Annotated in this window: 10 protein-coding genes and 1 pseudogene; 4 read left to right on the forward strand and 7 right to left on the reverse strand. The window is 57.5% G+C overall.

What is annotated here, in order from left to right:
• Nucleotides 1-63: 63 nt before the first annotated feature.
• Nucleotides 64-2,601, reverse strand: a complete 2,538-nt coding sequence (locus AB7M25_RS29120) for an RHS repeat domain-containing protein (RefSeq protein WP_454238308.1) — start codon at nucleotides 2,599-2,601, stop codon at nucleotides 64-66.
• A gap of 569 nt (nucleotides 2,602-3,170) precedes the next feature.
• On the opposite strand from AB7M25_RS29120, the pseudogene AB7M25_RS29125 reads away from it, so the two are divergent.
• Nucleotides 3,171-3,513 (forward strand): annotated as a pseudogene (locus tag AB7M25_RS29125) (DUF6124 family protein).
• Between the two features lie 142 nt (nucleotides 3,514-3,655).
• On the opposite strand, the gene AB7M25_RS29130 reads toward AB7M25_RS29125, so the two are convergent.
• Nucleotides 3,656-6,367 carry an RHS repeat-associated core domain-containing protein gene (locus tag AB7M25_RS29130; RefSeq protein ID WP_454238309.1) on the reverse strand — a complete coding sequence of 904 codons (2,712 nt, stop codon included), beginning with the start codon at nucleotides 6,365-6,367 and terminating at the stop codon, nucleotides 3,656-3,658.
• A gap of 465 nt (nucleotides 6,368-6,832) precedes the next feature.
• On the opposite strand from AB7M25_RS29130, the gene AB7M25_RS29135 reads away from it, so the two are divergent.
• Complete coding sequence (locus tag AB7M25_RS29135) at nucleotides 6,833-7,174, forward strand: DUF6124 family protein (RefSeq protein ID WP_429387465.1); 342 nt, start codon at nucleotides 6,833-6,835, stop codon at nucleotides 7,172-7,174.
• 197 nt (nucleotides 7,175-7,371) lie between these two features.
• A complete protein-coding gene (locus AB7M25_RS29140; RefSeq protein ID WP_429387462.1) occupies nucleotides 7,372-8,001 on the forward strand; it encodes a class I SAM-dependent methyltransferase in 630 nt (209 codons plus the stop codon).
• A gap of 98 nt (nucleotides 8,002-8,099) precedes the next feature.
• On the opposite strand, the gene AB7M25_RS29145 is transcribed toward AB7M25_RS29140, so the two are convergent.
• From AB7M25_RS29145 to AB7M25_RS29155, 3 genes are read right to left on the reverse strand one after another with little or no spacing between them, the layout of a single operon-like run.
• Nucleotides 8,100-11,150, reverse strand: coding sequence for an efflux RND transporter permease subunit (locus AB7M25_RS29145; protein WP_454238310.1), 3,051 nt, complete (start codon nucleotides 11,148-11,150; stop codon nucleotides 8,100-8,102).
• Nucleotides 11,147-12,211 (reverse strand): efflux RND transporter periplasmic adaptor subunit, encoded by a 1,065-nt coding sequence (locus AB7M25_RS29150; protein ID WP_429387456.1) that lies wholly within the window; start codon nucleotides 12,209-12,211, stop codon nucleotides 11,147-11,149. Before AB7M25_RS29150 ends, AB7M25_RS29145 begins: the two co-directional genes overlap by 4 nt.
• On the reverse strand, nucleotides 12,208-13,311 hold the full coding sequence (locus tag AB7M25_RS29155) for an efflux RND transporter periplasmic adaptor subunit (RefSeq protein WP_429387453.1): 1,104 nt from the start codon (nucleotides 13,309-13,311) through the stop codon (nucleotides 12,208-12,210). Before AB7M25_RS29155 ends, AB7M25_RS29150 begins: the two co-directional genes overlap by 4 nt.
• A gap of 177 nt (nucleotides 13,312-13,488) precedes the next feature.
• Between AB7M25_RS29155 and AB7M25_RS29160 the strand changes: the two genes are divergently transcribed.
• Complete coding sequence (locus tag AB7M25_RS29160) at nucleotides 13,489-14,685, forward strand: AAA family ATPase (protein WP_454238311.1); 1,197 nt, start codon at nucleotides 13,489-13,491, stop codon at nucleotides 14,683-14,685.
• Between the two features lie 297 nt (nucleotides 14,686-14,982).
• Here the strand turns inward: AB7M25_RS29160 and AB7M25_RS29165 are convergent, their stop codons facing one another.
• Together AB7M25_RS29165 and AB7M25_RS29170 are read right to left on the reverse strand one after the other, a co-directional pair.
• Nucleotides 14,983-15,765 carry a MetQ/NlpA family ABC transporter substrate-binding protein gene (locus AB7M25_RS29165; protein WP_207260355.1) on the reverse strand — a complete coding sequence of 261 codons (783 nt, stop codon included), beginning with the start codon at nucleotides 15,763-15,765 and terminating at the stop codon, nucleotides 14,983-14,985.
• A 179-nt stretch (nucleotides 15,766-15,944) separates the two neighbouring features.
• The gene (locus AB7M25_RS29170; RefSeq protein ID WP_454238312.1) at nucleotides 15,945-20,651 is read right to left on the reverse strand and encodes an RHS repeat domain-containing protein; all 4,707 of its coding nucleotides are present in this window, start codon (nucleotides 20,649-20,651) and stop codon (nucleotides 15,945-15,947) included.
• Nucleotides 20,652-20,676: the final 25 nt, after the last annotated feature.

A 20,676-nucleotide genomic window follows, 5' to 3' on the forward strand; every position in this document is an offset into this window, starting at 1 on the left:
TTAATAAAACCTTTGTTGTCAGCCCAAGATCTTTGTTCAGCGATTTCTGTATTCTTTTTTCCTCTATTTATTGTCCAGCAAAAAACGCCGTTTTTTATTTAGATAATGCCAAGTCTGCTCCGACTCTTGTACCAAAGCAGACTGCTCAACTGAAAGCACTGGAGCAGAATTGTATCGACCAGTATCTTTTACAGGCGAAACGTCAATTTGAAAATCTGCACTAGGATCATCTTCTGGTCTTTCCTCACGCTCAAACCTGTATACTTTAATAGCTTCCAACCCCAATCTTTCAAGCACTCTTTTTGTAGCTCTTCCGTTGGGGGTTTTATTTAAAAAAACATCACCAAGATTATCGCCAACAAGTTCTTTAGTAGCATGGTATGTTTCAAAGTTAACCACTCTTTCTCTTATTATCGTTGATGGAAAATCAATCATACCGGTCAACCTTCGAACCAATTGACGCTGGACCCACGCAATATCACTAGCAAAATACTCCGACGACATGGAGTCTTTATAGTTTTCTTTAAATACTATTCGATCCTCCCTGTACTCATTCCTAAAAACATCCATTTTATCGTGAGACGTCGAGGTCAATGTATTCCCCACAAGTACATGACTGAAATATTCATTAATATAACGCTCTCTCAGTTCTCGACTAACATCAACACCCGATTCAACTTCACTATTCCCTTCGGCGAAGCCATCACCCAAGTGCCTTTTTTTCGTTTTTTCTGGAGGAGACAACCCCTGATCATCAAACAACAAAACCGGGTTCCCCCTGACCATTTTATAAATGTTGAGTCCTTCTACACTCCCAGCAGGATCCGGGCACATCCAACACTGCAACCATGGCGCGTAGTACCGATAACCGTAGTAATAAAGCCCCGTCGCATCCCGTTCCTTGCCCGAATAGCGAATAGTCTTGTACTTGGCCACCAACGCACTTTTCCCCGCCCAGCACGCCGTGCCGCCAAAGGGGTAATAGTGTTCCCGGGTCAGCACGCCTGCCTCGTCATCCAGTTCCAGGGTGCTGGAGCCAAGGTGATCGCTGAGGCTGTAACGCAGTTGGTCACTGTGCGTACCCTGGGGCCAGTGCAGCGCTCGCACGTTGCTGCGTCCGACCTCGACACTGATCACGTGAAGTTCTTCACCCTCCGCCTGGCGGTGGATTTCCAGACCCAGGAGGTAACGGACATCGGTGCGCAAGGTGCGGCCGCTGCTTTGGGCGAATCCCACTTTGCGCAAGCGATGGCCGGGGCGGTCGTAGCGGTAGCTTTCGTAGTCGTGGGGCTCGGTTTCGCGTTTGACCAAGGTGACCTGGCTCAACTGGTTGCGCAGGTCCCAGGTCATGGCTTGGCCACGCTGCAGTTCCCGTTGATTGCCGCAGGCGTCGAAGCCCATGGCAATCTCGGGTTCTCCCGGCAATGAGCCGTCGCCCCGTTGCGCCAGGCTGCGATTGCTTCGGGTCGAGGTGAACATCGAGAAACCGGGGGCGTCGCTGTGGTGGCGGGTAATCAAATTCCCGCCCCGGTCATACTCGAAGCATTGGGTGTAATTGCGCCGTTGGTTGGGGTCCAGCGGTGTGGGCAACAGCGCCGGCAGTGCCGGACCATGGCTCGGCTGGCTGACCTCCCAGCCCCGGGCTTCGACCAGTTGGTACAGGCTGTCGTAGCGGTAGCGGTTGATCGGGTCGATGCGCTGGTTGTTGAAATGGGTCACTGGTTGGGACAGGTCTTGCAGCTCGACGATGTTGCCCACCGGGTCGTAAACGTAGTTCAGGTCCTGCAAGGGCTTTTCACTGCCGAGCGCGGCCTGCAACCTGAGCAAGCGACCGTCATCCGCCGCGTACTGGACACGGGTCACCACACCATTGCCGGCAGTTTCGCTTTCGACCTGATCCTGGGCGTTGTAACGGATGGCGCTGACCAGGCATTGCGGCGGTTTTCCAGAGTCAGCCATCTGCAGCCAGGCCCCACTCAATTTGCCGGCCACGTCGTAGCCAAAGGTGCGAACGTTACCCATCGCATCGATTTGTCGCTGAAGCTCACCGCCGGGATTGAAGGTGTGGCGGGTGATGAACGATTGAGCTTCCAGCCATGTCTCGCGTTCTTCGATGTCCAAGGGCCAATCAGGTGTGTCGAGATCAGCGAGAAAGCGTCGATCTTCCACCAACACGGCGCCGCCAAGCCCGTAGTCGGGGAAGGTTTGAACACCGGCCAGATCGTCATGACGGATCAACTGCCCGCATTGGTTGCGCTCGGCGAAAGCTGGACCGCAATCTCCATAGGTCAAGCGCTCCACCACGCGTGGCAGTTCTCCCAAAGCCTGTTCGGTGACTGAGATCGGCCGCTGTTGTTCGTCGAACTCGGTGTGGCGCTGACTGCCTCGTGCATCCCAGAACGAACAAGGCGAACCCACCTGATTGAGCAAGCTCAATTGCCATCCGGCATCGACGCTGTCCGTCAGCAACGGTTGCCCACTCAAGCCGTAGACCGTGACCAAATTCGGCTTCGGCACCGTGCCCCACAATCGCGGGTCCCAGGACTCGATCAAGCGCCCTGCCGCGTCGAAGCGTTGCCGGGTGATGCGTGGATCAATCATCGGGCTATCCGGGAGGCGGCAATAACCCACGCTGCAAATTGTCAGAGCACGCGGATCGATGACTGACAGTGTTGGTGTCGCTGCATGGTGAGAGGTATTCACGACGCTGACGGTCCTTCGTTATGACTGGTGAAAGACTGCGCCATTTCTGGCCAAGCCGAAACTGTAAGAAGTTACAGATCGATGTCTTTGAAAGCAGGCAAGATCCCTGATCAAAAGGGAAGTTTTCGTACAGGGAAATCAGCGGTTTTGCAGGCTCGTTCCCTTTCCTTTGCAGGACATTTTCTAGATCATTTCGCTCGCTTGCGCCTGCCAACTCCCGTGGCTAGTCTCGGTCCGTCACTGCTCATCAGTGATCGGGTTTAGTAGCCCGGAACAATAGGCGCATAGCGATTCCATGCTCATGTCCGGCAAATTTTGCCGCATGCGGAATATGGTGGCTGTGCGTGGGGCACCTTCGGGTGCACCGGTTTTCCTATTGACCGGCCTACTAACCTGCGTACAGCCGCCACCCAATCGTTTAGTAGGCGAAAAGTGATGGCTCCCATGCAGCAATAGGAGTAACAATCATGGAAAAATCCGTTCCCGATCCGCCCCCCAGAAACCCCCACCGAAGACCCACTCAGGGATCGCTCAGCGCTCTACCGCGCCATCGATTTCTACCTCACCGGCAAGCAACCCGCACCACCCGATGAAATGCGCTTCTACAACGTCAGCAAGGATGTGAGCTTCGAGGACACCCAACTCTATGTCGCCGATCTGCTGCGCTGTGCGTCGGTCACGGCGTATCAGTGTGGCGAACAGCTCACGGGTGCCGACCGGGCGATGGTGTATTCGATCTGGCATTTGCTGGAGATTGCCAAGGCGATGGTGGATCACTCCATTGAGTGTTTGGGGATGAAAAAAAGCTGAACCAGGCGTTAGTAATCCGTTGTCAGTGATGCAGCTTTCGCGAGCAAGCCCGCTCCCACACTTGGTCTCTGGCGAACACAAACCATTTGTTCGACGCGGTTAAGTGTGAGAGCGGGCTTGCTCGCGAATGGCTGCGAAGCTCTTACGCAGCTAAACTTTTCCTCCGAGGCAACTGCAGCTCCGGCCTGAGCAGCTCCGCCTCAAACAAATGCCTAAAGGATGATGAGTTCTGCTCTAACGTATCGCTGACTTCCGCTAATACAGCCAGCAAGTCTCTTTTCATCTCAACTGAAAGTTCGGGGAAATCCTCAACACCATTAATTTCATTGTTGAACATGTCAGACGCTTTATTAAAATCCTCTATATTTCCCCCAACCGACGTAAACCCATCTGGAACTCGATACGTCTTCTTCGCATTCAACGATCGAGACGTTCCAACTATCGCGGGTACCTTTCGATATCCACCCTCGGAAACTGATGGAAGATTTCGAACATCATGCAAAGTAAATCCAGCTGTAAAAGTCTCCTGCCTCGAAAAAATATCCGCGGCCTGCAGATGCGAGACCTTAAATCCACTGCTCACACTTTTATGCACTATCGGATCACCTCCATCGTGTAGACGTCCATCATACGGAGATTGCCATTCTTCCACAGAGCGTAATTTCGGTCCCCCACCCAGAGGATAAATATCAATCAACCCGCTAACTTCTTTATCAAGCTCCGCCGGCATAACACTTATTATTCCAGTAAAACTATTACCAGGCTTTGATTGTTCCAGGTAATACGCAAGCCTGGAGCCAGGATACATCTTCGGAATTTCATAATTCACAACTATTTTGTTCTGAAGAAGCACAACACCACCTCGCGCCTCCTTTGCAAAATGTAGAACGACTGTGCCCTCCGCATCAAAAAAAGTGATCGGACTGTTATTAAAGGATCGGTAAACATTTAAACCGTCGACAACTCCAAAAGGATCTGTACTTATCCAGCGCTGCAACCATGGCGCGTAGAACCGATACCCGTAGTAATACAGCCCTGTCGCATCCCGCTCCTTGCTCGAATAACGAATGGTTTTGTACTGCGCCACCAACGCACTTTTCCCCGCCCAGCACGCCGTGCCGCCAAAGGGGTAATAGTGTTCCTGGGTCAGCACGCCTGCCTCGTCATCCAGTTCCAGGGTGCTGGAGCCGAGGTGATCGCTGAGGCTGTAACGCAACTGATCGCTGTGTTCACCCTGTGGCCAGTGCAGCGCCCGCATGTTGCTGCGGCCGGCTTCGACGCTGATGACGTGATGTTCTTCACCATCGGCCTGACGGTGGATTTCCAGACCCGGGAGGTAACGGACCTCGGTGCGCAGGGTTCGACCACTGCTTTGGGCGAATCCCACTTTGCGCAAGCGATGGCCGGGGCGGTCGTAGCGGTAGCTTTCGTAGTCGTCGGGCTCGGTTTCGCGTTTGACCAACGTGACGCGGCTCAACTGATTACGGATATCCCAGTCCATGGCTTGCCCGCGTTGCAATTCCTGTTGATTGCCACAGGCGTCGAAGCCCGAATCGATATCGGACTCGCCCGGCAGTGAGTCGTCGTCCCATTGCGCCAGGCTGCGATTGCTTCGTGCCGAGGTGAACATCGAGAAACCGGGGGCACCGTTGTGCTGGCGGGTGATCAAGTTCCCGCCCCGGTCATACTCGAAGCGTTGGGTGTAATTGCGCCGTTGATTGGGGTCCAGCGGTGTGGGCAAAAGTGTTGGCAGGGCCGGGCCGTGGCTCGGCTGGCTGACCTCCCAGCCTCGGGCTTCGACCAGTTGGTACAGACTGTCGTAGCGGTAGCGGTTGATCGGGTCGATGCGCTGGTTGTTGAAGTGGATCACCGGTTGGGACCGGTCTTGCAGTTCGACGATATTGCCGACCGCGTCGTAGACGTAATTCAGGTCCTGCAAGGGACTCTGGTTGCCGACTGCCGCCATCAGCCTGATAAGCCGGCCATCATCGGCACCGTACTCGGTGCGGGTTACCACGCCATTGCCGGCGGTTTCGCTTTCGACCTGATCGAGGGAGTTGTAGCGGATGGTGCTGACCAATCGTTTTGGTGGTTTCCCCTCCCCGGCCACTTGCAGCCAGACCTCTTCCGGTTTGCCCGCGAGGTCGTAACCGAAAGTGCGGAGGTTGCCCATGGCGTCGGTCTGCTGCCGCCACTCGCCCGTGGGATTGAAGGTGTAGCGGGTGATGAACTGGTGGGTTTCCAGCAACTCATCGCGAGCCTCGGGTTCGAGAGGCCAGTCAGGCGTTTCAAGCTCGGCAAGAAAGCGCCGCTCTTCCCGCAACACCGCAGCGGCCATTCCATACTCGGGATAAATCTGACTGCCGGCCGGATCGTCATGACGGATCAGTTGACCGCACTGGTTGCGTATAGCGGATGCTAGATCGGAGCCAGCGTAGGTCAAGCGCTCGACCACGCGCGCAGCCTCTCCTGCTGCCTGCTCCATCACCACAACAGGACGCCGTTGAAGATCAGATTCGATGTGGCGCTGGCTGCCGCGCGCATCCCAGAAGGAACAAAGCGAACCCGCCTGATCCGGCAAGCTCAATTGCCATCCGCCATCGACGCTGTCCGTCAGCAACGGTTGCCCACTCAAACCGTAGACCGTGGCCAAATTTGGCTTCGGCGCCGTGCCCCACAATCGTGGATCCCAGGACTCGACCAAGCGCCCTGCCGCGTCGAAGCGTTGCCGGATGATGCGCGGGTCAATCAACGGACTGTCCGGGTGACGGCAATAACTCACGCTGCAAATTGTCAAAGCACGCGAATCGATGACCGACAGTGTTGGTGTCGCTACATGGTGAGAGGTGTTCACGACGCTGACGGTCCTTCGCTATGACTGTTGAAAGACTGCGCCATTTCTGGCCAAGCCGAAACTGTAAGAAGTTACAGATCGATGTCTTTGAATGCAGTCAAGATCCCTGATCAAAAGGGGAATTTTCGTACAGGGAAATCAGCGATTTTGCAGGCCCGTTCCCTTTCCTTTGCAGGACATTTCCTAGATCATTTCGCTCGCTTGCGCCTGCCAATTTCCGTGGATAGTCTCGGCCCGTCACTGCTCATCAGTGATCGGGTTTAGTCGCCCGGATCTTACCAGGCGTGCAGCGCCACCCCATGTCAGGTGTTTTTTATTACCTGAAAGTCATGGTGGCTGTGCGCAGGGCACCTTCGGGTGCGCCGGGGTTCCTGGTATCCGGTCGACTAACCTGCGTGCAGCCGCCACCCCTGTTCGTTTAGTCGCGATATTGGTTGGCTCCAATAGATACCAGGAGATTTACCAATGAAAAAATCCGTTCCCGATCCGCCCCCAGAAACCCCCACCGAAGACCCACTCAGGGATCGCTCTGCGCTCTACCGCGCCATCGATTTCTACCTCACCGGCAAGCAACCCGCACCACCTGATGAAATGCGCTTCTACAACGTCAGCAAAGACGTGAGCTTCGAAGACACCCAGCTCTATGTCGCCGATCTGCTGCGCTGTGCGTCGGTTACGGCGTATCAGTGTGGCGAACAGCTCACGGGTGCCGACCGGGCAATGGTGTATTCGATCTGGCATTTGCTGGAGATTGCCAAGGCGATGGTGGATCACTCCATTGAGTGTTTGGGGATGAAAAAAAGCTGAGCCGGGCGTTAGTAATCCGTTGTCAGTGATGCAGCTTTCGCGAGCAAGCCCGTTCCCACACTTGGTCTCTGGCGAACACAAACCATTTGTTCGACGCGGTTAAGTGTGGGAGCGGGCTTGCTCGCGAATGGCTGCGAAGCAGCCCCCAACTTGATGGCGTATATTGGCCAAATCTCAATTGCCCGCGCAGCCCGACGATGAAACAGACGCCCGACGACCTCGAACAGATCACCGCCACCACCCTGGGCCATTACAACGCAGTGGCCGAAGACTTCCGTGAAGGCACGCGCGATCACGACGTCAGCCAGAACATCGATGCCCTGTTGCGGCATATCCAGGGTAAGGCGCCTTTCGACATTCTCGACTTCGGCTGCGGACCCGGTCGTGATCTGCAAACCTTCACCCGCATGGGCCACACAGCCATCGGTCTGGACGGTTCGGAAAAATTCGCGCAGATGGCCCGTGAAGACAGCGGTTGCGAGGTGTGGCAACAGGACTTCCTGAAGCTTGATCTGCCGGCCGAGCGTTTCGACGGGATCTTTGCCAATGCAGTGTTGTTTCATGTTCCGCGTCAGGAACTGCCACGGGTGCTGAAGCAGTTGTGGGGAACGCTGAAACCGGGTGGGGTGTTGTTCAGTTCCAATCCCCGTGGCGAGAATCAGGAAGGCTGGAACGGGCCGCGTTATGGGGCCTATCACGACCTGGCGGCCTGGCAGCAGTTGCTGATCGAGGCGGGGTTTGTGGAGTTGGAGCATTACTACCGGCCGGCCGGGCTGCCGCGGGAGCAGCAGCCGTGGTTGGCGAGTGTGTGGCGTAAAGCTGTGTAGTCAGTCCCGACGCCATCGCGAGCAAGCTCGCTCCCACAGTTGACCGCGTACACCTGTGGGAGCGAGCTTGCTCGCGATGAGCGCGAAGCGCTCGCTTTTTAAACAGCCTCTTTCTTCGGCTCGCGAATCTTGTACCAGGCCACGTACAGCGCCGGTAAAAACAGCAGCGTCAGCAAGGTGGCGATGACGATCCCGCCGATCATCGCGTAGGCCATCGGCCCCCAGAACACTTCCCGGGCAATCGGGATCATCCCCATGCTCGCCGCCGCCGCGGTCAAAAGGATCGGCCGGCGCCGATGTTCGGTGGCCTGCACCACCGCATCCCACGGCGCATAACCCTTCTGCTCGTACTCCTCGATCTGGGTCACCAGGATCACCGAGTTACGGATGATGATACCGATCAACGCGAGAATCCCGAGGATCGCCACGAAGCCCATGGGTGTACCCGTCGGCACCAGCGCGATTACCACGCCGATTAGCCCCAGCGGCGCAACGCTGGCCACCAGGAACAGCTTCTGCACGCTGTGCAGCTGGATCATCAGGAAGGTCGCCATCAGGAACAGCATCAGCGGCACAACCTTGGCAATCGGGCCCTGGGCCTTGCCGCTTTCCTCCACCGTACCACCGGTGGCGACCTTGTAGCCCGCCGGCAGTTTGGCAGCGAACGCGTCGATGGACGGCTTGAGGACTTTCACCAGGTCCGTCGGCTGGATCTCGTCACGAATCGCCGCCTTGATGGTGATGGTCGGCAGGCGATCCCTACGCCATACCAACGGTTGCTCCAGTTCGTAGCGCACCGTGGCGAACGCCAGCAGCGGAATCGACGTGCCGTTCGGCGTGACGATTTGCAGGTTCTGCAGGGTTTCCGGCGTTCCACGCTCGGAATCCACCGCACGACCGACCACGTTGATCAGGTAAATGTCGTCATCGACCTGGGTCACCGACTGGCCGCTGACGATGCCGTTCATCAGGTTGGCCACATCCTCGGAAGACAGCCCCAACTGCCGCGCCTTGTCCTGGGCGATGTCGATGCGCAGCACTTTGCCCGGTTCGTTCCAGTCGTAGATGATCTCGCCGACGTGCGGGTTCTTGTCCAGCTCCGTGGCCAGGTCGATGGCATGTCGGCGCACCTGGTCGATGTCCTTGCCGCTGATCCGGTACTGGATCGGACGCCCTACCGGCGGACCCATTTCCAGTGCCTGGACATAACTGCCGATGCCGACGAAGTCGTTGCGCAAGCGCTCGCGAAGCTTCTGCATCATGGCCTCACGGGTGTGGCCTTTGCTGACGATCACCAACTGCGCGTAGAAGGGGTTCTGCAGTTGCTGGTCCAGTGGCAGATAGAAGCGGATCGCGCCCTGCCCGATGTAAGTGCTCCAGCGCTCGATGTCCGGATCGTCCTTGAGCGTGGCTTCGAGGCGATCGACGGCCCGGCGGGTTTCGTCGATCGAGGCGTTTTGCGGCAGGTTCAGGTCCACCAGGATTTCCGGCCGGTCCGACGACGGGAAGAACTGGTTCTGCACGAAGCGCATGCAAAACAGCGCCAGCACAAAACACAGCACCGTAATGCCGATGGCCCACCAGCGATTGCGCATGCACCACAGCAGCCCACCGTTGAACGCCTTGCCAATGCGCCCGGGTTCGCCTTCATGGGGTTTCACCTTGGTGCTGAGAATGTGCACGCCGATCACCGGCGCAAACAGAACCGCCACCACCCACGACACCAGCATCGCACAGGCAATCACAGCAAACAGGGTGTAGGTGTATTCACCGGCCGAGCTGGCGTTCAAGCCGATCGGCACGAAGCCCGCCACCGTCACCAACGTACCGGTGAGCATCGGGAACGCCGTGGAGGTGTAGGCGAAGGTCGCCGCCTGCTCCTTGGTCTCGCCCAATTCCAGGCGCGTGACCATCATCTCCACGGTGATCATCGCATCGTCCACCAGCAGGCCGAGGGCGATGATCAGTGCACCGAGGGAAATCCGCTGCATGGTGATGCCGCTGTATTCCATGAACACGAACACCATCGCCAGCACCAGCGGGATCGAGCAGGCTACCACCAGCCCGGCGCGCACGCCAAGGCTGACGAAGCTGACCAGCAGCACAATCACCACCGCCTCGAACAGCGCGCTGGTAAAACCGCCGACGGCCTCTTCGACCACCACGGCCTGGTCGGACACGTTGTAAATGCCGACGCCCACCGGCAGGTCGGCGGTCAACTCGTCAATACGGGCGTGCAAGGCCTTGCCGAACGCCTGGACGTTGCCACCCTTCTGCATGGCAATCGCCAGGCCGATGGCCGGTTTGCCGTTGAAGCGGAATTCCGGCGAGGCCGGATCTACGTAGCCGCGGCTGATGTCGGCAATGTCGGCCAGGCGATAGTAGCGGTCGTTGAGCTTGAGGTTGACCTCGGCGAGGTCTTTCTCCGAAGCGAACTTGCCTGACGTGCGCACCGAAATCCGCTCCGGCCCGGCCTCGATCACACCCGCCGGGGTCACGGCGTTCTGCGATTGCAGGCTCTGCACCACCTGACGCTCATCGATGCCCAGCGCGGCGAGTTTGCGCGTGGAGAAGTTCAGGTACAGCACTTCGTCCTGCTGGCCGACCATTTCGATCTTGCCCAGGCCCGGCACACCGCGAATTTCCATACGGGCCTGTTCCACGTAGTCGCGCAACTGACGCAGGGTCAGGCCGTCGGCGGTGAAGGCGTAGATCGACCCGAAGACGTCACCGAACTCGTCGTTGAACGACGGCCCCTGAATGCCTTGCGGGAACTGGTATCTGATGTCGTTGATCTTCTTGCGCACCTGGTACCAGATTTCCGGGATGTCCTTGGCACTGGTGGTGTCGCGCAGGTACACGTACACCGTCGATTCGCCGGGGCGCGTGTAGCTTTTCACGTAGTCGAGGGAGTCGAGTTCTTCGAGCTTTTTCTCGATCCTGTCGGTGATCTGCTTGAGGGTTTCCTCCTGGGTCGCCCCCGGCCATTTGCTCTGGATCACCATGGTTTTGATGGTGAACGACGGGTCTTCTTCGCGCCCCAGGTTGAAATACGAGAACACACCCATCAGCAACGCGACGAACATCAGATACCAGATGAACGACTGATGCTTGAGGGCCCATTCCGAGAGGTTGAAAGGCCCTTTCATTGACTGTCCTCGTCGATTTTCACTTGCTGCCCCGGTTTGAGGCTGTTGACACCGGCACTGACCACCCGCTCGCCGTTCTTCACACCGTCGGCCAGCACCACGGTGCTGTCGGTGCGGCTGATCACAGTGACGTCACGGGGCGAGACGGTTTTACTCTGTGCATCGATCACCCAGATGCGCGGCTTGCCATCGACCTCCTGCAACGCAGTGACAGGCAACTCGATGCGCGGCTTGACCGCCGAGCTCAGGGTGACGCTGATGGCCGTGCCCAAGCGGAAGCCCTGTGGCGTTTCGGCCAGGGTCAGGCGGGCGCGACGGGTGCGTGTCGCGCTTTGAGCCTGGGGTTCGATTTCACGGATGATGGCGGTGGTGTTGATGCTCGGATCGAGTTGCGCAGCGACCTGAAACACCACATCGCTGGGCAACTGATCAACGAGGGTATCGGGCAGGTCGATCACTGCTTCCTTGATGTCCGGTTGCGCCAGGGTCACCACTTGCTGACCCGCCGTCACCACTTGCCCGGCCTCGGCGCTCCACGCGGTGACCACGGCCTTATGGTCGGCGCGCAGCTCGGTGTAGCCCAATTGGTCTTTGCTCTGGTTGACGGCCGCCCGGGCCTGATCGAGGGAGGCCTGGGTGGTTTTCAGGTCCGTGTTGGCCGCGTCGAGTTGCGCTTGCGCGCCGACCCCGCGATCGAACAGCGCTTGTTGACGCTGGGCACTGGCCTTGGCATTGATCAGTTGCGCCTGGATTTTCGCCAGGTCGCCCTGGGCCGAACGCAATTGGTTTTGTTGATCGGAAGGATCAAGGGTGGCGAGCAGCGTCCCCTTTTCCACCTCGGTGCCGATATCGACGTTACGGCTGGCGATCCGCCCGCCCACGCGGAAGCCGGTATTGCTTTCATAGCGCGCCTGGATGCTGCCGGCGAAGCGGCCCAGGTCCTCTTCGTTCAAGGTCTGGACCTTGATCGACAACACTGGCCGTACCGGTGCCGGCGGTGGTTCGCTTTTGGAACAGGCGCTCAGCACCAGCCCGATGGACAACGCCCATAAAGGCTTCATGGCTTGGCTCCCCACGTCAGATCCTTGTAAGTGTCTTCGGCAATCTCGACTTCCATGTCAGGGTGCAAGAGTTGGCCGCCCGCGATGATGACTTTGTCGCCGTCTTTCAACCCGCCGCTGATGATGACCTTGCCGGTCAGGTAGCGGCCGACAGTGACCGAGTGCAATTGGGCCTTGCCCTTGTCGTCGACAATCCAGACAGCGGGTTCACTGATGTTTTTGGTCAGCGCCGACCAAGGCAACTCGATAACCGACTTGCCCGACCCCCTGGCCGTGGCACTTACCACCGAGCCCAACTGCATGCCGTCGGGCAGACTGTTGAGGCCGACCTTGACCTGCACGGTACCGGATTGCGCCGAGACCGCCGGGGTAATTTCGCGCACGGTGCCGGTGGTTTTGATCGCCGGGTTGTCGAGCAGGCTCAGGACAATGGTGTCATCGCTCGGCTTCTCGGCCAGCAGCGATTCATAAACGTTGAACACCGCATCGCGGTCGCCGTCACGGGCCAGGCTGAAGATCGGCATCGTCGCCTGAACCACCTGGCCGACCTCCGCCTGACGCTCGGTAATGATCCCCGGCGCATCGGCGATCAGCGCCGTATAGCTCAACTGATCCTTGGCATTGGCCAACTGCGCCTGGGCGGCGCTCAGGGCGCTCTGGCTGCTGTTCAAGGCGGCCTGGGCCGAGTCATATTCACTCTGGCTGGTATAACCCTTGGGCAGGAGTTTTTGCTGGCGTACGAATGCCGCCGCGTTCTGCTTCACACGCGCCTGTTCGGCGGCCACTTGCGCCTGGGCCGAGTCGACGTTGGTCTGCAAATCCTTGGGGTCGAGCCGGGCCAGCACTTGCTTGGCGGTCACTCGATCGCCGACGTCAACCGAACGCTGGATGATCTTGCCGCCCACCCGGAAAGACAGCTCCGTCTGTATCCGCGCCTGGATATCACCGGTGAGGGTAACCGGGGCCGCGTAATCCGCCGGCTTGACGACTTGCACGAACACCCGTGGCAGGTATTCCTGCACGGTTTTTTTCTCCTCGCAAGCCGTTAGAAGGGTGACGACACTCAAGGCCATGACTACTTTTAATCCGCGAACCGCCATGCAAACTCCTTGGCCTTTTTTATGGACAACTCGACAGAGAGCTTAGAACAGGATAGGAACCTTGCACGAGCGTCTTATGAAGAAAAAATTCGCCCTGCCTTACGTCCAGAACACTTGCGTTAGACACCTGCCCGTACCGGACAATGGGCGTCGCTCGACCCGGCCACAGGAACCCACATGCTCAACACGCTCGCGGTAGCCAACTACCGCTCGATCAACAAACTGGTGATCCCGCTGGGCCGACTGAATCTGATCACCGGCCCCAACGGCAGCGGCAAGTCCAACCTGTACCGTGCACTGCGACTGCTGGCGGAAACCGCCCACGGCGGCGTGGTCAATGCCCTGGCCCGCGAAGGTGGGCTGGATTCGACCTTCTGGGCCGGCCCGCAAACCCTCTCCCGGCGCATGCGCACCGGCGAAGTCGCCATCGAGCCCACCGTTCGCCAAGGCGTCAAGCGCCTGCGCCTGGGGTTTGCGGGAGAGGATTTCGGCTACTCGATCAGCCTCGGCCTTCCCGATTCCAATGGGCATTTCATGCTGCCCGGGCACAGCTCGCCGATCCCGTCCTATTTCAGCCTGGACCCGCAGATCAAACGCGAATGCCTGTGGGCAGGCGCGTTCTACCGCCCGGCCAGTCTACTAGTCGATCGTGACGGCCCGATGATCCGTGCCCGCACCGAGCGCAAGTGGGATGTGCTGGCGCAGCACACGCCGACGTTCGACAGCCTGTTCGATCAGGTCGGCAGCCTGCGCGGTTCGCCGGAAGTGCTGGAGATGCGCGAGTTCATTCGCCGCTGGCGCTTTTACGATCATTTTCGCAGCGATGCCGACGCCCCGGCGCGTCAACCGCAACTGGGCACTCGCACGCCGGTGCTGCATCACGACGGACGCGACCTGGCGGCGGCCTTGCAGACGATCATCGAAATCGGCGATCCCGACGCCTTGCGGGCGGCGATCAGCGACGCCTTCCCCGGCGCACGACTGAACATCGAACCTCTGCCCGGTGGACGCTTCGCCATCGAGTTCTTTCAAGAAGGTTTGTTGCGGCCGCTGTCAGCCGCCGAGCTGTCGGACGGAACCTTGCGTTACCTGCTGCTGGTCGCGGCGCTGCTGACGCCACGGCCGCCGACACTGATGGTGCTGAACGAGCCGGAAACCAGCCTGCATCCAGACCTGCTGCCGGCGCTGGCACGCTTGATCATGCGTGCTTCGGCGCAGTGCCAGGTGTGGGTGGTGTCCCATGCCCGGCGCTTGATTTCGGCGTTGCAGGAGGACCCGGACTGTAACTGCATCGTGCTAGAGAAAAATCTTGGCCAGACCGGAATCGTCGGCCAGCGCATGCTGGATGAGCCGGCATGGTATTGGCCGGATTGAACGGCGACTCCCGGCCAACACCTCACAAGGACGAGAACGTGGCAGACGCACAACCGCCGCAACGGATGGATCCGCAAGACATTCTGAAATTACTGATGGCGTTGCGCAGGGCCGTGAACACCAAGGCGCCTTGAAGTAGTTTGAATGTAGGAACCGGCTTGCCGGCGATGGCGCTCTCAAGGACGCTATCGCCGGCAAGCCGGCTCCTACACAAAGCAATTCTCCCACCCATAAAAAAACGCCGACGCTATTGCTAGCCGTCGGCGTTTGAAACCTTGAAGGGGTTTGCTTCGCGAATCAGAACGCTGGCAGTACCGCGCCGTTGTACTTCTTCTCGATGAAGGCTTTCACTTCCGGGCTGGTCAGGGCCTTGGCCAGTTTCTGGATGGCAACGCTGTCCTTGTTGTCCGGACGGGCCACCAGGAAGTTCACGTAAGGCGAGTCGGCACCTTCGATCACCAGCGCGTCTTTAGCCGGGTTCAGACCTGCTTCCAGCGCGTAGTTGGTGTTGATCATGTCCAGGTCGACCTGATCCAGCACACGCGGCAACATCGCGGACTCAAGCTCCTTGAACTTGAAGTTGTGCGGGTTCTTGGCGATGTCTTTTGGCGTGGCCAGGGCGTTTTTCGGGTCTTTCAATTCGATCAGGCCAGCCTTCTGCAGCAGGATCAGGGCACGGCCGCTGTTGCTGCCTTCGTTCGGGATGGCAATGGTCGCGCCGTCTTTGAGCTCAGCCAGGGTTTTGACTTTCTTCGAGTAGCCGCCGAAAGGTTCGACGTGCACACCGATCACGGTTTCCAGGTGAGTGCCTTTGCCTTCGTTGAAGCTTTTCAGGTAGGGCAGGGTCTGGAAGTAGTTGGCGTCAAGACGTTTCTGATCGACCTGCACGTTCGGCTGAACGTAGTCGGTGAAGACTTTGATTTCCAGATCCACGCCTTCTTTGGCGAGGGTTGGCTTGATCAGCTCAAGAATCTCGGCGTGTGGAATCGGGGTCGCGGCAACCACCAGTTTCTCGCCAGCCTGGGCCAGGCCCGCGGTCAGGGCAGCCGCCAGTGCGGTGAACAACAGAACCTTTTTCATGCAGTGTCCTTATCGAAAATCACAGTCGCTTGTGGCGACGGCTTGAAGATGAGAGTGCCAGTGAAGTGCTATCGCTGGCGTGAAGCGGACAATACCGGGATTTTTTATTCCCGAATAAATAACTTTTATTCGCTTTTATATTCCATTTTTAAAGCATCTAACTCGATGCTCATCATTGGTCACTCGCGGCGCAGTTTGATGATCTGCTCGCCAATCACATAGGTGAATGACTCCAGAGCGTCCACCGCATCGCTTCGAATCTTCTGAGCACTGAAATCCTCGGCCAGCGATGGCCAGTGATCTTGAAGAAGTTCGTCGACTTGGGCGGCGTACTTTTTCGAATTCGCGACCATGAACGCTAATGTAGAAACGATACCCGTCCCGCTGACTACCTTTTTTGCCGTCAACACGTTGTTGAGCCGGCTCTGCAGTTTGACTGTACTTCTCAATGCCTCATTTGCCGTGGAAACAGCACCGTATAGACGCCGCCCCACCGCCACGCGCGCGACACCTCGCTGCACAGTCACCACGTCCGCCAGGGAGCCCACACTTTTCGTCAACGCAAAACCGACGCCTTTACTGCCAATTTTTGCAACCGCGGCGGCCCCGAACGACACCACACCCAGCACTATCGACGAGTAGGTCAATATCTGGGCGCCAACGGTATCCGGAGCCAGCTCATCGACAACCGCCGAGGCAATTGAAACCGTCGCGGAAATGACCTCCAGTGTTAACAAGGCAAAGGCATTGGCCGTGATCGGCACGAGTGGTGCGGTTGCACCCAAGGTAACGGCCGTCAGGGCAATCGCGGCGGCGGCCAGAGCGGCGGCCACACCGATTTTCACCCACCCCCAGGTCGAGATATGCCCGGTGGGATCCTTGAGATTGATCGGATCTCCCAGACAATATGCATAGGCATTGATACCGCCATCCTCAAAGGGGCTCCAACTGTCGGGGCTGTGAAATCGCATCAATCGTGGGTTATAGGCCCGATAACCCCTGCCGAGCAGATAGCACCCGGTTGACGGGTCCAGTCGCTCACCCTGAAAGCCCAGCAGGGCGCCAAGTCCGCTCGATGCAGGGCGATCCCCATAAGGAACATAGGACAAAACAGATTCGTCTTGAGATCCAAGGCGCGCAAGGGCCGTGCCCTGTCCATCCGTGACAAACAAGACGACGTCGTCACCTTGCTGCTCGGCCAAGAACTTGCCGTCGCCTGACAACAGACTGCGTCGATGGTTACCTGCCACTTCGCTGCACAGCGCATGTTCGCTATGGAAAAGCCTGATCAGTTCTCCAGATTCGGCAGCCACTGCATGCAATTGATCTTCGCCGTCGAATTGATAGTGCGTGCGACCGCCAGCGCTGGCCACACTTTCGAGCCGACTCAGGGCGTCATACCTGAACGTGCGCCCCTGGTCATCGTTGAGCAGATTGCCGTTGGCATCGTATTCGAAGCTCACTTGCCCGGGCTGATAGTGCGCGTGACTGTGAGTCATTGAACTCAACTGGGTTTTGTCAGGACGATCGTAGGAAAACCTGCACAGGTTCTCCTCCCCATCGAATCCCGTACGCACCGTCAACAGGTTGTCGAGGTAGTCGTAGGTGAACTCCTGGAAATCAATGCGCTTTCCCCAGGCATCGGTCGGTGCCTGCGTACCTTCGCAGTCATAGCGTTTCAGGCGCCCGCGTCTATCATAGGCGAAGGTTTCTCTGCGCGATTGCGTACCGGACAGCAACGATCGTTGTTGAAGTTTGTCATCGGCCCCAAACACTTGAAGGATTTCCAGGCGAGATCCATCGCCGAACTGCGAAACACGCTTGATTTCACGACCGAACTCATCGTGAGTCAAGGTGGTCATCAGCGAACGTTTCGAGGCGGTATCCTCGACACTCAATGTCAACAACTGGCCCTGGGCACCGTAGGCGTACTTCGCCAGAACCGGCCCCTGCCGAATTTCTACGGGCCGCGCCGCAGCGTCATAGACATAGGTAGTTTCTACATCGTTAACATCGGTGAAACTGATGGGCAGCCCATTCAATGAACGGGCAGTGACGGTGCTGAAGCGGCCTTCGCTGGAAATCCATTCCTGGGACTTCTCTTTGCCCGACGGGCCGTACTCAACTCGGCGCTGGATGGCAGGACTGGAGGTTTCGACGAGTTGCCCGGTCAATGGATCAAATCGATATCTGGCTGACTGAGCGTGGCTTCCCATCCGCGCGGTCACCGCGCCGTTGAGCATGGGATCAAGGGTAAACCTGAAAGCATCACCCGCCGCCGTCACCTGCTGCACAGCTTGAGCGCCCCCACCCTCATAGGTCTTTGTTTCGGTTCTGCCACCGACGGTCGTACGGGTGGCACGCAACAAACCGTCATAAGTCCGGGTGCCCAACACGTAGTCATCGGCACTGATTTCGATCGGATGATTACCCGTGCTCAGTGGGTCATACTTTTTTTTTATCGAAGTACCATCCGGTAGAATCGTCTCGACCAGGCGACCGAAGAGATCATAACTGAAGCTCGTTTCGAATCCTGCCTCGTTGGTTTGCGTCAGACAACGCCCAAGTCCGTCGTAGGAAAAAGTCGCGGTAACAGTGACCACCTCTTCGGAATCGATGCGCTCTTCCCGATCGGGCTTACCGAACACGTTCAATACAGAACGGTTTTTTCCAGCGCCGTCGCACCAGCATGTTCGAGTCAATGAAACCGGGTCAAACACATCGTTCACCGCGACACCATCAGGACCTACCGTTCTGCATACGCGTCCCCAGCCGTCGTAGCTATAGGTCGTCGTTGACGCAATGGCCTTGCCATCGATCCAGTCCTGGCTGACTTCGCTTTCCAGTCGGCCAACATTGTCGTAGTGGGCCTCATAGCTCAGACGCATTGGCTTTTCGGGAGAATCGACATCCTGAATCTTGACTTTGGTCGTGCGCCCGACCCCGTCGAGCCAAACCTTGCTCAGCACACCCCGCATGCTGGTGATGCCTATGGTTGCGCCCTCCTCTGGCGAACTTTCCCCATAGAATTCGGTGATGCGTGACGCGATATCCGCTCCATCGAATACCGCCGTCTCGCTGACAACACGGTTCAGATTGTCGTACTTCTTCACCAACTCATTACCGGCCCCATCCCAAACCTTGACTTCCTGTCCGGTAAATCGGTCATGCCAGACTTTGCGATCATGCCTGTCGCTACCCGCATGCAATTGTTGAAGGATTTCCACCCAATCTCCATCAATTGAATATTTGAATTCGAAACGACGGCTGCCTTTGTGTTCGGCTTGCAAGCGACTCTTGAGGCGTCCGTAGAACGCATCACCGGTATCTTCGATGTACTCGAATCGAGTATCCACGTGTGGCTTTGTATTCCCACCTTCAAACAGCTTTTCGCTATGCAGCAACAAAAACCGGTGACCACCCTCGCGCATGGACGGCAAGTCAATGTAGGAAAAACGGACAATGACCACCGGCGCCGGGGCAAAATCAGGGGACGGCGTGATCGATCGCTCCTTCAATGCCGTAATGAAACCCAGCGGGTTGGGGGGGCAACCCTCGGCACCCTCTGCCGGATAATAGACGTAATCCTCCCGGGCTCCGCTCGGATTGATCTGCGTTAGCAGATTGCCGGATTCATCATAGGTCGTATGGGTGGTTTCGGTTCGGGGCGCGGCGTTCGTAGAAGTGTCGACATAGCTGACGACAGATGTTTTCTGCATTTGAAAATGGGCGGGTTGATCGGAGAAGTCCAGGCCGTCAACATCGTGGTAGGTAATCGTTCTCTGCTGCACCTTCCCGTTGGCAACGGACTTTTCCGAGATCATCAGGTGGAAGCGGTTGTAGGTTCTTTCGATGCGACTCAGTTCAACTGTCTTGTCGCCCACACCCGTAACCAGACGTTCGGTACAAGAGTAGGTGTAATGTCCTTTGTGAGCATGCAGATGGTCCCCGTCCTGCGCCCAGCGAAGTCCCGATTGATAGCCGAGGAAGTTTTTGGCGGTGTATTCGTAGACACGGGTGATAGTGGGCAACCCTGAACCCGGCGCCAGAACACTGCGCCGGACCGCCGGCAAAGCCTTGATTGGTGCCCCGAGCGGCAACTGATGCTTCTGAGGAGAGTACTCAATACTTTCGACACTACCGCCAGGCGCGCGGACATCTGTCATGACCAGAAAACCGTTGAGTAATTGGTAGTCGAATGACCATGCAAGATGCTCGGCGGGGCCGTGATCAAGGGTTATCTGCCGGAGCCATCCATCACGAACCAGTAAATCAAACTTCAAGCATCTTTGCGGATGATCAGGCCATACGGTAATGCTGGCGGATTGATCGTTCGTTTCATAACTCAGCGCCACGACGCGGTGTTGCTGATCGTGAACTTCGTGCAGGACGCGGCGGCCCCGTACCAACATGTATTTCAGACTGATCGAGCGCCCTTCGTTGGAGTAGACATGTTCGGGGAACCATTCGTCATACGTTTCATCCGGCCTGGCCAACCTCTCGATCAGACCGTTTTTGTGGCTGACAATCAGATTGTCGCCGTCGAGCGTGACCCATGTGTCCTGGAGCTTTTTATCCCTGACGATGATCCGCCCGCTGCTGATGTAAACACGATAAGAAACCCCACTTGCAAGGGTCAGCTTACGGGTCTTCCGGTTGTAGGAGCTCAACCCCAATGACCAGCCGCGTCCCCAACCGAAATCCGTTGTGCGGAAACTATCGAATGAAATATTAAATGATATCTGCGGACCGTTGATGTTGTTAGCAACCCACCCCGCGAGATTAATACTGGTACTATAAGAGCCGGTGCGAACATCAACTCCAGACTGAATAAACTCAGTAAAATTGAATGCGTTGGACTCCACTTCTGGCACTGCTGTACTCATCATCATTCCTTGACTTTGCAGACAC

This window comes from Pseudomonas sp. AP3_22 TE3818, assembly GCF_053628995.1.